Origin of the sequence: Gaetbulibacter aquiaggeris (assembly GCF_044003965.1) — a bacterium.
In the GTDB taxonomy this organism is placed as follows: domain Bacteria; phylum Bacteroidota; class Bacteroidia; order Flavobacteriales; family Flavobacteriaceae; genus Yeosuana; species Yeosuana aquiaggeris.
In genome coordinates this window covers 61,702-74,714 of record NZ_JBAWKC010000006.1, presented here as the reverse complement: position 1 = coordinate 74,714, position 13,013 = coordinate 61,702, and the positions used below count along the sequence as shown (strand labels likewise).

11 protein-coding genes are annotated in these 13,013 nt (G+C 34.1%); 9 read left to right on the top strand and 2 right to left on the bottom strand.

The window, feature by feature from the left end; all coding sequences use genetic code 11:
• Nucleotides 1-5 precede the first annotated feature (5 nt).
• From V8G56_RS15275 to V8G56_RS15265, 3 genes are read left to right on the top strand one after another with little or no spacing between them, the layout of a single operon-like run.
• Entirely contained in the window at nucleotides 6-2,207 is a 2,202-nt protein-coding gene (locus V8G56_RS15275; protein WP_395439331.1) for a xanthine dehydrogenase family protein molybdopterin-binding subunit, read from the top strand.
• 23 nt (nucleotides 2,208-2,230) lie between these two features.
• Nucleotides 2,231-3,241 carry an XdhC family protein gene (locus V8G56_RS15270; protein WP_395439330.1) on the top strand — a complete coding sequence of 337 codons (1,011 nt, stop codon included), beginning with the start codon at nucleotides 2,231-2,233 and terminating at the stop codon, nucleotides 3,239-3,241.
• Between the two features lie 14 nt (nucleotides 3,242-3,255).
• The gene (locus V8G56_RS15265) at nucleotides 3,256-3,852 is read left to right on the top strand and encodes a nucleotidyltransferase family protein (RefSeq protein ID WP_395439329.1); all 597 of its coding nucleotides are present in this window, start codon (nucleotides 3,256-3,258) and stop codon (nucleotides 3,850-3,852) included.
• Nucleotides 3,853-3,907: 55 nt separating this feature from the next.
• Here the strand turns inward: V8G56_RS15265 and V8G56_RS15260 are convergent, their stop codons facing one another.
• Entirely contained in the window at nucleotides 3,908-6,043 is a 2,136-nt protein-coding gene (locus V8G56_RS15260; protein ID WP_395439328.1) for a S9 family peptidase, read from the bottom strand.
• Between the two features lie 131 nt (nucleotides 6,044-6,174).
• Between V8G56_RS15260 and V8G56_RS15255 the strand changes: the two genes are divergently transcribed.
• The 6 genes from V8G56_RS15255 to V8G56_RS15230 are packed head-to-tail and all read left to right on the top strand — an operon-like array spanning nucleotide 6,175 to nucleotide 12,435.
• Entirely contained in the window at nucleotides 6,175-7,710 is a 1,536-nt protein-coding gene (locus tag V8G56_RS15255) for a YifB family Mg chelatase-like AAA ATPase (RefSeq protein WP_395439327.1), read from the top strand.
• A 20-nt stretch (nucleotides 7,711-7,730) separates the two neighbouring features.
• Nucleotides 7,731-8,843 carry a DUF2891 domain-containing protein gene (locus tag V8G56_RS15250; RefSeq protein WP_395439326.1) on the top strand — a complete coding sequence of 371 codons (1,113 nt, stop codon included), beginning with the start codon at nucleotides 7,731-7,733 and terminating at the stop codon, nucleotides 8,841-8,843.
• Nucleotides 8,844-8,886: 43 nt separating this feature from the next.
• Complete coding sequence (locus V8G56_RS15245; RefSeq protein ID WP_395439325.1) at nucleotides 8,887-10,110, top strand: Nramp family divalent metal transporter; 1,224 nt, start codon at nucleotides 8,887-8,889, stop codon at nucleotides 10,108-10,110.
• A complete protein-coding gene (gene pxpA, locus V8G56_RS15240; protein WP_395439324.1) occupies nucleotides 10,110-10,850 on the top strand; it encodes a 5-oxoprolinase subunit PxpA in 741 nt (246 codons plus the stop codon). The genes V8G56_RS15245 and pxpA overlap by 1 nt, the downstream gene beginning before the upstream one ends.
• 3 nt (nucleotides 10,851-10,853) lie before the next feature.
• A complete protein-coding gene (gene pxpB, locus V8G56_RS15235; RefSeq protein ID WP_395439323.1) occupies nucleotides 10,854-11,585 on the top strand; it encodes a 5-oxoprolinase subunit PxpB in 732 nt (243 codons plus the stop codon).
• Nucleotides 11,578-12,435, top strand: a complete 858-nt coding sequence (locus V8G56_RS15230; protein ID WP_395439432.1) for a 5-oxoprolinase subunit C family protein — start codon at nucleotides 11,578-11,580, stop codon at nucleotides 12,433-12,435. The genes pxpB and V8G56_RS15230 overlap by 8 nt, the downstream gene beginning before the upstream one ends.
• On the opposite strand, the gene V8G56_RS15225 is transcribed toward V8G56_RS15230, so the two are convergent.
• A complete protein-coding gene (locus V8G56_RS15225; protein ID WP_395439322.1) occupies nucleotides 12,436-12,963 on the bottom strand; it encodes a SixA phosphatase family protein in 528 nt (175 codons plus the stop codon).
• Between the last annotated feature and the right edge of the window lie 50 nt (nucleotides 12,964-13,013).

Here is a 13,013-nt window from a genome sequence, read left to right as displayed (position 1 = left end):
AAATTATGACAAAAATAAAAACACAATTCAATCGTCGCTCCTTTATAAAAATTTCAGCAGCCGCTGGAGGCGGAATGCTTATAGGTTTTAGTTGGTTAACAGGTTGTATTTCAGATTCGAAAACAGAAACTGTTGAGATCCCAAATGAGTGGTTCGACATTAATGGCTATATTAAAATTGGTGATACAGGCATGATTACTATCTATTCACCAAATCCTGAAATTGGCCAAAATGTAAAGACTTCCATGCCCATGATTGTAGCTGAAGAGCTAGATGTCAATTGGGAACATGTGGTAGTTGAACAAGCCCCTCTAAATACAGGATTTTATCAAAATCAATTTGCTGGAGGTAGCCTTTCTATTCGATTGAGTTGGGATGCCCTAAGAATGGCAGGCGCAACAGGAAGAAGAATGTTATTGGAGGCCACCGCAAAAGAATGGAGCGTTCCAGTTTCAGATTTAAGCACATCACAAGGAATTATAAAAGAAAAAAATGGTACAAGAACGATTACTTATGGTGAGATAGCTTCTAAGGCTGTTGGAATTGAAATTCCTGAAGAAGTTGAACTTAAAGATTTGAAAGACTTTAAACTAATAGGTACTAGTAAAAAAAATGTAGACGGCAAGAAAATTGTAACAGGTAAACCTTTATTTGGATTAGATTTTAACCGAGAAGGCATGCAATTGGCTATGATTCAGCATCCGCCGGCTTTTGGCATGAAACTTAAAGGCTTTAATGAAGAAGAGATAAAAAGCATGACTGGTGTAACAGATTGTTTTATGATTGATACGACTGTTGAAAGTCCAGACTGGTCTGATGAAAAAGGTTTTCTGCAACTTATTGCTATTGTGGGAGATTCTACCTGGCAATTGATGAAGGCAAAAAAGGCGCTTAAAGCCAATTGGGAAATGGTAAGTGAATTGGAAAATTCTCGCATGCACGTGCAGAAGCTTGAGGAAGCAATGGAAACTGGAGAGGTTCAAGAAAGTAGAGTAGATGGCGATCCCGAGGATGCATTTAAAAAGGCAGTCAAGGTGATTGAAAAAACGTATACGTCACCGTTTCTTCCACATAACACCATGGAGCCGATGAATTTCTTCGCCCATGTTACTGAAAATTCAGCAGAGCTGATAGGTCCAACTCAAACACCTGAAGCACTTGAAAAATCGGTTTCTAAATTACTGAACATGCCAATAGAGAATATTACCGTTAATATGACACGAATGGGTGGCGGTTTTGGTAGAAGACTCTATGTGCATTTCGGTGTTGAAGCAGCCGCTATTTCAAAAAAAATAGGTAAACCGGTAAAACTTGTTTATACCAGAGAAGATGACATGAGTCAAGGGACTTACAGGCCAGCCTATCAGGCTAAATACAAAGCAGGTCTTGATGAAAACAATAATTTAATTGCTTTTACAGTTAAGGGCGCAGGTTTACCTGAAAGTCCAATATTTCCAGATCGTTTTCCGGCCGGAGCCGTTGATCATTATTCTGCGGAAAGAGTTAGTGGAAAAACAAATATAACGACCGGAGCATGGCGCGCACCCAGATCTCATTTTACGGCAGGTGCTGAGCAATCATTTCTTGATGAAGTAGCTGAATTAGCAGGAAAAGATCCTATTGATTTTCGTTTAGAATTGTTTGATCGTGCCATTAATAATCCAGTAGGTGAAAAACATGAATATGAAGCTGAACGCTATGCGGGAGTTTTGAAACTGGTTAAAGAAAAATCTAATTGGGGAGAATCAAAACCAGGTATTTATAGGGGTGTTTCCGCTTACTTTTGTCATTCTTCTTATGTGGCAGAAGTTGTTGATTTATCCATAGAAAATGGGCAGCCAAAAGTCAAAAAAGTTTGGTGTGCTGTTGACTGTGGTATTGTAGTAAATACTGATGCCGCTATAAACATGGTTCAAGGAGGTGTGATAGATGGAATAGGTCACGCGATGTACAGTCAGTTAACATTTGAAAATGGGGCTCCTAATGAAACAAATTTTGATAGATATCAATTGATGCGTCATTCACAGGCGCCAGAAGAAATTGAGGTTTTCTTTGTTAAAAATGAGATTGCACCAACTGGTTTAGGTGAGCCTGGTTTACCACCTGTAGTTGGGGCACTTGCAAATGCTCTTTATAAAGCTACGGGACAGCGATTAACTGAGCTACCTTTTGTAAATCATATTAAAGTTAAAAAGTTAGTGGGCTAATTTTTAGTAAAAAGCTTCATTACATGACACACGAATTCAAAAGGATTGTTGAAAATTATCTGTTAGCTAAAAAACAAGGACTCAAAGCTGTTTTAGCCACGGTGGTTCATTTGGAAGGTTCTTCTTATAGAAAACCGGGCGTGCGCATGTTAATTCTGGAGAATCGGAAAATGATTGGTGCCGTAAGCGGAGGTTGTGTTGAAAAAGATATTCTTCGGCAATCCGATACAGTTTTTAAATCAGGAACGCCTAAAATGATGACTTACGATGGTAGATATCGATTAGGTTGTGAAGGCGTACTTTATATATTAATAGAACCCTTTCTTCCAGATTCAATATTTTTAGCTCATTTTCAAGAAGTGTTAAAGAATAGAAAATCATTTCTTATTAAGTCTTATTTTACAAAAGAGACAGGAGAATCTAATGATATAGGTTCTATGGTTTATTTTGACAAAGAGGTTTATCCCATATCAAAAAAGTTAGAAGAGAATCAGAGTGTATCGATTTTTAAAGAATCCTTAAAACCGAGTTTTAAGTTAATGATTTTTGGAGCAGAACATGATGCCGTTCAATTATGTAAATTGGCACATTATAACGGTTGGGAAGTGACCGTCATTTCTGGACCTTTAGAATCTAAAACAATTAATGATTTTCCTGGTGCCACTGGGTTTTATTCTGTGTCTCCTGATGACTTGGAGCTTCAGTCAATTGATGATCAAACTGCGATTGTTTTGATGTCGCATAATTTCTCAAATGACTTAAAATATTTATTGGAATTAAGAAAAACCAAACCTGCATATTTAGGTATGTTAGGGCCATCAAAACGCAGGGAAAAATTATTATCTCAATTTTTAGAATATTGCCCGGATACAGAGGAATATTTTATTGAAAATATTCACGGACCTGCTGGATTAAACATTGGAGCTGAGACTCCGCAGGAAATAGCTATATCTATTATTTCAGAGATTTTATCGGTGGTTAGAAGTCAAGTGCCAATGTCTTTAAGAGAGAAATCGGGTAGAATTCACATATAAATAAAAAATTTTCATTGTCAAAATTAGCCGTCTTAATACTTGCAGCAGGTAATTCCTCAAGAATGGGTGTTTCGAAGCAATTACTTAAATGGAAATACACTAATCTGTTGCAACATACTATTAATACGGTTAATGAAGTCAATTCAGAAAATATTGTGGTACTAGGAGCTAACTATTCAAAAATTAGATCTCAAATTGAAGATAAAAATACGCATATTTTATGTAATAAAAATTGGCAAAAAGGGCTAGGAAGCACTATCTCATTTGGAATCAATTACATTAATAATTCTCTACCACATATTGATAATGTTCTAATAATGTTAGCGGACCAACCACTTATTAATGCCGACTTTTTAAATCAAATGATAGAAACTCAAAAGCTTTATCAGAATAAAATAATTTGTACTTTATATCAAAATGAAAAATTAGGGGTTCCGGCTATTTTTAATAACTCATTTTTTGAAGAATTACTGCAACTAAATAACGATATGGGCGCAAAAAATATATTACAAAAGTATTCTGATAGGATACTATCTGTTGATGGAGAAAATTTAATTTCAGATATAGATACGATTGAAGACTATGAAATACTCTATAGAGAGCATCATTAGCCTTCAATACGTAACTAAATTAGATGTCTTGATAAATAATAATAATGGTAAAAAATTATTTATTGTTTTCAACAACATAATCTAAAATTTTCCGCATCAAGTGTGCTCTATCTAAACCTCTAACATTGTGCGGGTGCATAGGATAGATAAAAAGATCAACTTGTTTATTGTTTTTAATAAAGGCATCCAGTAAGGTCATGGTATGTTGTGGAACCACAACAGGGTCTATACTTCCAATAATTTCCAGGAGTTTACCGTCAAGGTTATTTACATAATTTTGTAATTGTGAGGATTTGAAGCCTGCTTCATTTTCTTGCCATCGGTCCATGTAACGTTCTCCATACATAATTTCATAAAATTTCCAATCAGTTACAGGTCCACCAGCAACGGCAGTTGTAAAAACACCTGGATGACGAAGCATAAGTGAATTTGTCATAAATCCGCCATAGCTCCAACCGTGGATAGCCAATCTATTACCATCCACAAAAGGTAACGATTTTAAATACTCTACACCAATTAATTGGTCTTCCATTTCCTTGTCACCTAAGCGCCTATGAATAATACTTTCAAAATCAAATCCACGAGATTCAGAACCATGATTATCTAAGGTAAACAGTATATAATCCTTTTCAGCCGCCATCCACTGCATCCATAAGTTAGAGCCACCTAGCCATGAATTTGTAATCATTTGAGCATGTGGTCCACCGTAGACATATATTAAAACAGGATATTTTCTTGAGGTATCAAAATTTGCAGGCTTAATAATTCTTCCATATAAATCAGTTCCGTTCTTATCCTTTAAAGTAATAAACTCGGTAGTACCCAATTGGTAATCATTCAAAGGATTGTCTGCTGCATGAACGTTACGCTCTTTAGAATTGTTTACTGCTTTTATCTTTGTAATCCTAGGAATATAAAGACTTGAATAAGAGTCAATCAGGTAATTCCCATCTGAACTTAAACTAACTTGATGCACACCACTTTCAGGTGTTAGGACTTCAGTTTTACCATTTTTAAGTGAAACTTTAAATACTTTATTGTCACGAGCGTCATTTCCTGTTCCAGAAATAATAACATTTTTGTTAGCACTGTCAAAACCAATAATATTTTTAATAACCCATTTATAGTTTGTGAGTTGTTTTTCTAAACCTTTGTTGATATCATAGAGATATAAATTCATAAAACCATCATGCTCGCTCAACCATAAAAATTTTGAAATGCTATTAGGTATAAAAACAGCATCATGTTCGGGTTCTACCCATTTATCGTTTTTTTCTTCAAATAAAGTTTTAACTTTTTTCCCAGTAGTAACATCATACATGTTAAACCACATATGGTTTTGATCGCGATTCAATTCAGCTAAAAACACAAAAGCTTCATCAGGTGACCATGATAAATTAGTTAAGTAATGTTCGTCTGACGTGTCAATATCAAGATAGGTAACATAGTTAGTACTTAAATTATAAATACCAACTTTAGCAATTTCGCTGTTCATACCATTCATTGGGTATTTAATATTATTTAACACAGCCGGTGTAGTGTTAATGTCAACCAAAGGATAGTCAGTTACCTTGGTTTCATCTTTTTGATAAAATGCTAGCGATGTTCCATTCGGACTCCAAAAGGTGCCTTTCGTAATGCCAAATTCTGAGCGTGCAATGGCTTGCCCCGAAACAATATTTTTATTATCATAATTTGTAACTACAATTTTCGGGTTGCTGGAATTCGCCACAAACAAGTTGTTTTCAATGGTATATGCAACTGCATTAGCTTTGTTGCTATAATCCATATTTTCAGATTCATTTGGATAAGTAATGGTTTCTGAAATGGTTTTTATTTTGTAGTTATAAGTTATAATGGAGTGACCATTGGTAAATGTAACATCTTGCTTGGTGATTTTTGAAAAAGTGTTTGGAAGTCTTTTTAAATCTGGTAAGACATTTTGAAGGTCTTCTAATTGAAGAGCCGGTGTTTTTATTATTTTACCCGAAACAGAAGCGGACTCAACAAATAAACTGCTATTTTCGTTATAAGCAAAGTTATCAGAGTCTTGAATCCATTGCATAGGCTTTTGTTCAGGAAGTAGTTTGTAACCATCTAAAACAGCACTTTCTAAAGTAAGGTGCTTTGATTCTTGAGCAGTAATTAAAGTGGCAAACAAAAATAAAACTGCAGTAACTAATTTTTTCATAAAGAGCTTTTAAATCGATACTCAAATTTAATGAATTAAATACGTTTCAGTTTATAAAGTATTAGTTTATTAGATAATTTTAAGATATGAATTATAATACTTTTCTTATTTTTAAATATTAAAGAAAATGTATGCTTAAAAAAGTTTTTGGAAGTGCGGTTTTTGGAGTAGAAGCAACTACCATTACTGTAGAAGTTAATGTTGATAGTGGCATAGGATATCATTTGGTTGGATTACCTGATAATGCTATCAAAGAAAGTAATTATCGTATTGCTGCTGCTCTACAAAATAATGGTTATAAAATTCCAGGAAAAAAAATCACTATTAACATGGCACCAGCAGATTTGCGCAAGGAGGGAAGTGCCTATGATTTAACTTTGGCTGTAGGCATTTTAGCGGCCTCAAAACAAATTCAATCAGAAGATTTAGAACAGTATATTATTATGGGAGAACTATCTCTCGATGGAAGTTTACAACCCATAAAAGGCGCTTTACCAATAGCGGTGAAAGCGCGAGAAGAAGGATTTAAAAAATTTATATTACCCAGTCAAAATGCGAAAGAGGCAGCTATAGTTGATAACTTAGAAGTTTATGGAGTTGATAATATCAAACAGGTTATTGATTATTTTGATAAAGGTGTAGCATTGCAGCAAACCATTATTAATACACGAGAAGAATTTTATAAAAATTTGGATTTTCCTGAGTTTGATTTTAGCGACGTAAAAGGCCAGGAGAGTATTAAAAGGTGTATGGAAATTGCTGCTGCCGGAGGACATAATATTATCTTAATTGGTCCGCCAGGCGCTGGGAAAACTATGTTGGCAAAACGATTACCAAGTATTTTACCACCTATGACCTTGCATGAAGCTCTAGAGACTACTAAAATACATTCTGTTGTTGGTAAAGTAAAAGACATGGGACTTATATCACAGCGACCATTCAGAAGCCCGCATCATACTATTAGTGATGTCGCCTTAGTTGGTGGAGGCACCTTTCCGCAACCTGGAGAAATCTCCTTATCACATAATGGTGTTTTGTTTTTAGATGAATTACCAGAATTTAAACGCAGTGTTTTGGAAGTACTCAGGCAACCATTAGAAGACAGAGAAGTGACTATTTCTAGAGCAAAGTTTACGGTAACCTACCCCAGCAGTTTTATGTTGGTTGCCAGCATGAACCCAAGTCCTGGTGGCTATTTCAATGATCCAGGGGCGCCAGTAACTTCAAGTCCTGCGGAAATGCAACGCTATTTAAGTAAAATTTCAGGTCCACTTTTAGATAGAATAGATATTCATATTGAAGTAACTCCTGTACCGTTTGAAAAATTATCAGAAGAAAGAAAAAGTGAGTCATCCGTTGACATAAGAAAGAGAGTCACTAAAGCCAGAGAAATTCAAACCAAAAGATTTGAAGCCTCTGATGCTGTCCACTATAATGCTCAAATGAATACTAAGCAAATCCGTAAATATTGTGTTTTGGATGAGGCGTCAAAGCAATTGTTGAAAACTGCCATGGAACGTTTAAATCTTTCAGCCAGAGCGTATGACCGTATTTTAAAAGTTTCACGCACCATTGCTGATTTAGAAGGTACAGCAGAAGTAAATGGTTCACATATTAGTGAAGCGATTCAATATAGAAGTTTAGATAGAGAAGGTTGGTTAGGATAAAAAAATAGTAAACAGAATTTATGATGAGGTATTATTTAATAGTATTAGTTGTTTTAGTGATGAGTTGTAATCAATCCAAAGAAGAAAAAAAAGAAGTTGTGGACTTACCTGAACCCGAAATTGTTGAAAAACCAGTCTTAAATATAGAACAAGCTAACCGATTGGCACTATTGCCCTTGCATTGCTTGGATACAGAATACCCCAACAAATTAGGTCAAACCTTAGGAAGTCATGCCGACTTAAAATCTCCTAAAACCTTGCATCCGGCCTTTTATGGTTGTTTTGACTGGCATTCATCAGTACATGGGCATTGGAGTTTGGTGCGTTTATTAAAGATGTTTCCAGAACTGGAAAATGCGCAATCTTTAGAAGAAAAACTTCTCGAAAGTATTTCTAAAGAAAATATACTTACTGAAATGACTTTTTTTCAAGGCGAACATAATAAGACTTTTGAGCGCACTTATGGTTGGGCCTGGTTATTGAAATTAGCAGAGGAATTGCATAATTGGGATTCTCCAATCGCTAGGGAACTGGAAAATAATTTGCAACCATTAACCAACTTTATAATTGAAAAATACATTGAATTTTTACCAAAATTAAACTATCCATTGCGGGTTGGAACACATCCTAATACCGCATTTGGATTGTCATTTGCTTACGATTATGCACAAACGGTTAATAATGAAGTGCTTAAAAATGTTATAATAGAACGAGCCAAATATTTCTTTATAAATGACAAAGATTGTCCCATGTCCTGGGAGCCTAGTGGAAGTGATTTTTTATCACCTTGTTTAGAGGAAGCCGCTTTAATGAAGCGTCTATTGCCAATGGAAGAATTCAAATCTTGGTTGAATATTTTTTTACCAGAATTAAAAAACACTAATTATAAATTAGAGGTCGGTCTGGTTTCAGATAGAACAGATGGACAATTGGTGCATCTTGATGGGGTTAATTTTTCAAGGGCATGGAGCTTGAATAAAATTGCTGATGGACTTCCGGAATATCATCATTTGAAAAATATCGCGAATCAGCATATTAATTACTCATTACCAAGTATTGTTGGAGATAGTTATGAAGGGGGGCATTGGTTAGGAAGTTTTGCTATTTATGCATTAAGCTCTATTGATAATTAATAGGCTATACTTTTAACCTTATTAAAACAACTATAAAAACTAGGTGATATCATGGTTTAAAAATATCGGCCCGGGGCCATTAGTTGCTGCGGCATTTATTGGACCAGGAACTGTGACTGTGTGCGCACTCGCAGGTGCAGGTTTTGGCTTTACTTTATTGTGGGCCATGTTATTTTCCATAATTGCAACTATTGTATTGCAAGAAATGTCGGCTCGATTAGGAATCATTACTCAAAAAGGGCTTGCAGAAACCATTAGGGAAGAAATAAAAAATCCCTTTTTAAAAAGTCTTATTGTTATATTAATCTTGTCTGCAATAGTAGTAGGTAATGCTGCCTATGAAGCTGGCAATATTAGTGGAGGCGTATTAGGTTTGGAAACTGTTTTTGGAAGCCCAAAGTTAAAACTAGGTAATTTTTTTATAAATAGTTATAGTCTGATAATTGGTTTCATTGCCTTTGTTTTACTATACATTGGAAATTACAAGGTACTTGAAAAAACACTTGTTGGCTTGGTGATCATTATGAGTTTTTCATTTTTGATTACGGCAATCGTTACTAAACCAGATGTCATGGCGGTGTTAAAAGGTCTGTTTAATTTTGAAGCACCAAAAGGAAGTTTATTAACTATTATTGGATTAATTGGGACTACAGTTGTGCCTTATAATTTATTCCTGCATTCTTACTTAGTTAAAGAAAAGTGGCAGGAAAAAGCGGATTTAAAATTTGCAGTCAGGGATACCTATATTGCTGTTGTTTTGGGCGGTATTGTTTCAATGAGCATAATTATTTCTGCGGCAGCCATACAATCAAAGGAAATTAATAGTGCTTTAGATTTAGCACAGGCTCTTGAGCCTTTATTTGGAACTTACTCAAAATATTTTTTAGGGATAGGTTTGTTCGCTGCAGGTATTACAAGTGCCATTACAGCACCTTTAGCCGCGGCTTATGTTGCCAATGGATGTTTGGGATGGAATACTGGGTTGCGTTCGTATAAGTTTAGATTTGTGTGGATATTTATTTTAGGCTTAGGTGTTTTGTTTTCTTCTATTGGCTTTAAATCCATTGAAATTATTAAGTTTGCCCAGATTGCTAACGGACTTTTATTACCTTTAATAGCCGGGATTTTAATTTGGATCATGAATAATTCTTCTATTCTTGGCCTTAATAAAAACACTAAAATTAAAAATATTATAGGTTTATTAATTCTTGCGGTTACTTTATTTTTAGGGGCTAAAAGTATTTTGGGTGTATTTAATTTATTATAATGGGAACTGGATTTATCGATATTAATGTGGATGTTGGGGAAGGTATAGGAAATGAATCCATTTTAATGCCTATAATTTCTTCATGCAATATTGCTTGTGGCGGACATGCAGGTGATACAGAAACGATGCGAAAGGTTGTGAAACTTGCTGCAGCGAATAATGTTAAAATAGGAGCACACCCCTCTTTTCCGGATAAAGCAAATTTTGGACGTAAACCAATGGATATCTCTTGTGCCGCTTTATACACCTCTATAAAAGCGCAGATAGATGATTTAATGATTATTTTGAAAGAGGAAAATACTAGGTTGAATCATGTGAAACCACATGGGGCTTTATATAATATGGCTGCAATAGATCATAAAAAGGCCTTTGTTATAATAGAGGTTATGAAAAATTTCATCTTACCTGTGAAACTATTTGTGCCTTTTAATTCAGTCATTGAAAAAATGGCTATTGAAAATAATATTCCAATAAGGTATGAAGCCTTTGCTGATAGAAATTATAATGAGGATGGCAGTTTGGTTTCAAGAAATGAAAACAATGCTTTGATACATGAGTCTGAGCAAATGTTCAACCATGTTTATAGAATGATTAGTTCTCAAAAAGTTAAAACAATTATTGGTTCAGAAATTAAAATTCTAGCTGATACATTTTGTATTCATGGAGATAATCCAAAAGCGATCGATTTGATACAAGATTTAATTAAAAGGCTGCTAGAAAAGGGTATCCAAATAAAGTAATTCATGGCTTATAATCTTTCTTATAAACGGTTTGGAGAACGTGCTATTTTAATAGAATGGCCCGCCATAATAGATAAAAATATTCTAAAGGATATTATTCATTTCAAAGATCAAATTTATAAAAAAAAGATTAAACAAATAGTTGAATTAAAATTAGCATATAACTCGTTATTAATTATTTATGATTCTATTTGTAGGAATTTTGAAAATGAGGTGAAATTATTAAAAAAGTTGTATGAATCGTTAGATTTACGACATGACATTGTGTCAAAACTATGGAAAATTCCTGTTTGTTATGATGCTGTTTTTGGGATTGATTTGGAAGCTATTTCAATGGAGAAAGAACTTTCTATTGATGAAATAATTAAGCGTCATTCTCAATCAACTTACACTGTTTATTTTATAGGATTTTTACCTGGGTTTTTATATTTAGGCGGCTTAAACAAAAGCTTATTTGTTCCTAGAAAAGCAACACCTCGATTAAAAGTGGAACAGGGTTCTGTTGCTATAGGCGGAAATCAGACTGGGGTCTATCCAAATGAAAGTCCAGGTGGATGGAATATTATAGGCAACTCTCCTGTTTCTTTTTTTGATGTTTCTAAAAAAACACCTTGTTTCTCGAAGCCTGGTGATCAAATTATTTTTTATCCTATAACACTAAAAGACCATGAAAACATCAAAATACTTGTAGATACGGGTGTTTATCAAATGGAAAGTGAGGTGATTGATGCTTGAAGTTTTAAAAGTCGGTTTTTATGATTCTATTCAAGATTTAGGGCGTGTGGGTTATCAGCAATATGGCGTCCCGACTTCTGGTGTTATGGATGTTTTCTCTGCTTTAAAAGCTAATAATTTATTGGGAAATGATTTTAATGATGCTGTTATGGAAATTACTATGACAGGACCAATACTGAAGTTTCATTGTAATACCGCTATTTGTATTACCGGTGCAGATATATCGCCAAGTTTAAATGGAACTCCGGTTAAAATAAATGTTGTTCAAAAAATTGTTAAAGGAGATACTTTAGCTTTTGGAAAACTTAAGTATGGCTTAAGGAGTTATTTGTCCGTTTTAGGAGGCTTTAAGACTGAAAGTGTAATGCATAGCAGAAGTATGTATCAAAGGATTACAAAGCAGTTTAAAATACATAAGAATGATAAATTGGATATTGTTGCTGAGCCCTCGCTAGAATTTATTCAGAAACATGCTTCAATTAAATGGGACGATACTTTTTTCAAAACTAAAATAATAAATGTTTTTGAAGGACCTGAGTTTGATCAACTTTTTGACACTCAAATAGAGCAACTGTTTTCAAGTGATTTGACTGTTTCAAAAAACAATAACAGAATGGCTTATCAACTGGAAGAAAAAGTTGAAAATAAATTAGAACCCATTCTAACCTCTTTAGTAATGCCGGGAACTGTTCAACTAACACCCGACGGAAATCTTATTATTCTTATGAGAGATTGTCAAACTACCGGTGGTTACCCGAGAATATTTCAACTTGAAGAAAAATCTATAAATATATTAGCTCAAAAATATTTGGGACAGAAAATAAAGTTCCAATTAATAACCTTAAAATAATTATGGGTTGATATATAAAAGATTATCTGAAATATGGTCTCCAGAAACAGTTACTACGTATAAATTGGAATTGTTTGAATCATCAATATCATCATATTTTTTGTTTCCTAAAATTCTATTTACAAGATCAGGAGTCGTATTACTGTGACCAACCACTAAAATGGTTTTTCCTTCAGTAACTTTTAAAAATTTTGAAATATCAATGGTTTTTGGGTCATATAATACAAGGTCGAGGTTGTTTTTTGAAGCAGTAGGCTGTGCTGTTTCTTTTGTTCTGTTATAATTAGTTGAATATACCACATCAAAATTAATATTTTTAAATACCTCATTCCAATGTTGAGCTCTTTGATTTCCAATGTCTGTAAGGTGTGGATTTTCATTTGTAGGATCACTTCTGTCTTTTTCTGCATGCCTAATAAAATAATAAGTTGAGACCTTTTTACTTACATTACTTTCAGTTGGCTTTTCTTTATTTTCACAAGAGGCAAGGATGATCGTCGAAAGAATAATTATAGAAAGATATTTCATAAAAATAGATGATTATTTAAATACAGTTTGGTTTATGATATGAATGTAAG

Excerpts from the sequence above, each read along its gene's own strand:
- V8G56_RS15275 (WP_395439331.1), top strand. The coding sequence starts at position 6 with ATGACAAAAATAAAAACACAATTCAATCGTCGCTCCTTTATAAAAATT.
- V8G56_RS15270 (WP_395439330.1), top strand. The coding sequence starts at position 2,231 with ATGACACACGAATTCAAAAGGATTGTTGAAAATTATCTGTTAGCTAAA.
- V8G56_RS15260 (WP_395439328.1), bottom strand. The coding sequence starts at position 6,043 with ATGAAAAAATTAGTTACTGCAGTTTTATTTTTGTTTGCCACTTTAATT.
- V8G56_RS15255 (WP_395439327.1), top strand. The coding sequence starts at position 6,175 with ATGCTTAAAAAAGTTTTTGGAAGTGCGGTTTTTGGAGTAGAAGCAACT.
- V8G56_RS15250 (WP_395439326.1), top strand. The coding sequence starts at position 7,731 with ATGATGAGGTATTATTTAATAGTATTAGTTGTTTTAGTGATGAGTTGT.
- pxpA (WP_395439324.1), top strand. The coding sequence starts at position 10,110 with ATGGGAACTGGATTTATCGATATTAATGTGGATGTTGGGGAAGGTATA.
- pxpB (WP_395439323.1), top strand. The coding sequence starts at position 10,854 with ATGGCTTATAATCTTTCTTATAAACGGTTTGGAGAACGTGCTATTTTA.
- V8G56_RS15230 (WP_395439432.1), top strand. The coding sequence starts at position 11,578 with ATGCTTGAAGTTTTAAAAGTCGGTTTTTATGATTCTATTCAAGATTTA.
- V8G56_RS15225 (WP_395439322.1), bottom strand. The coding sequence starts at position 12,963 with ATGAAATATCTTTCTATAATTATTCTTTCGACGATCATCCTTGCCTCT.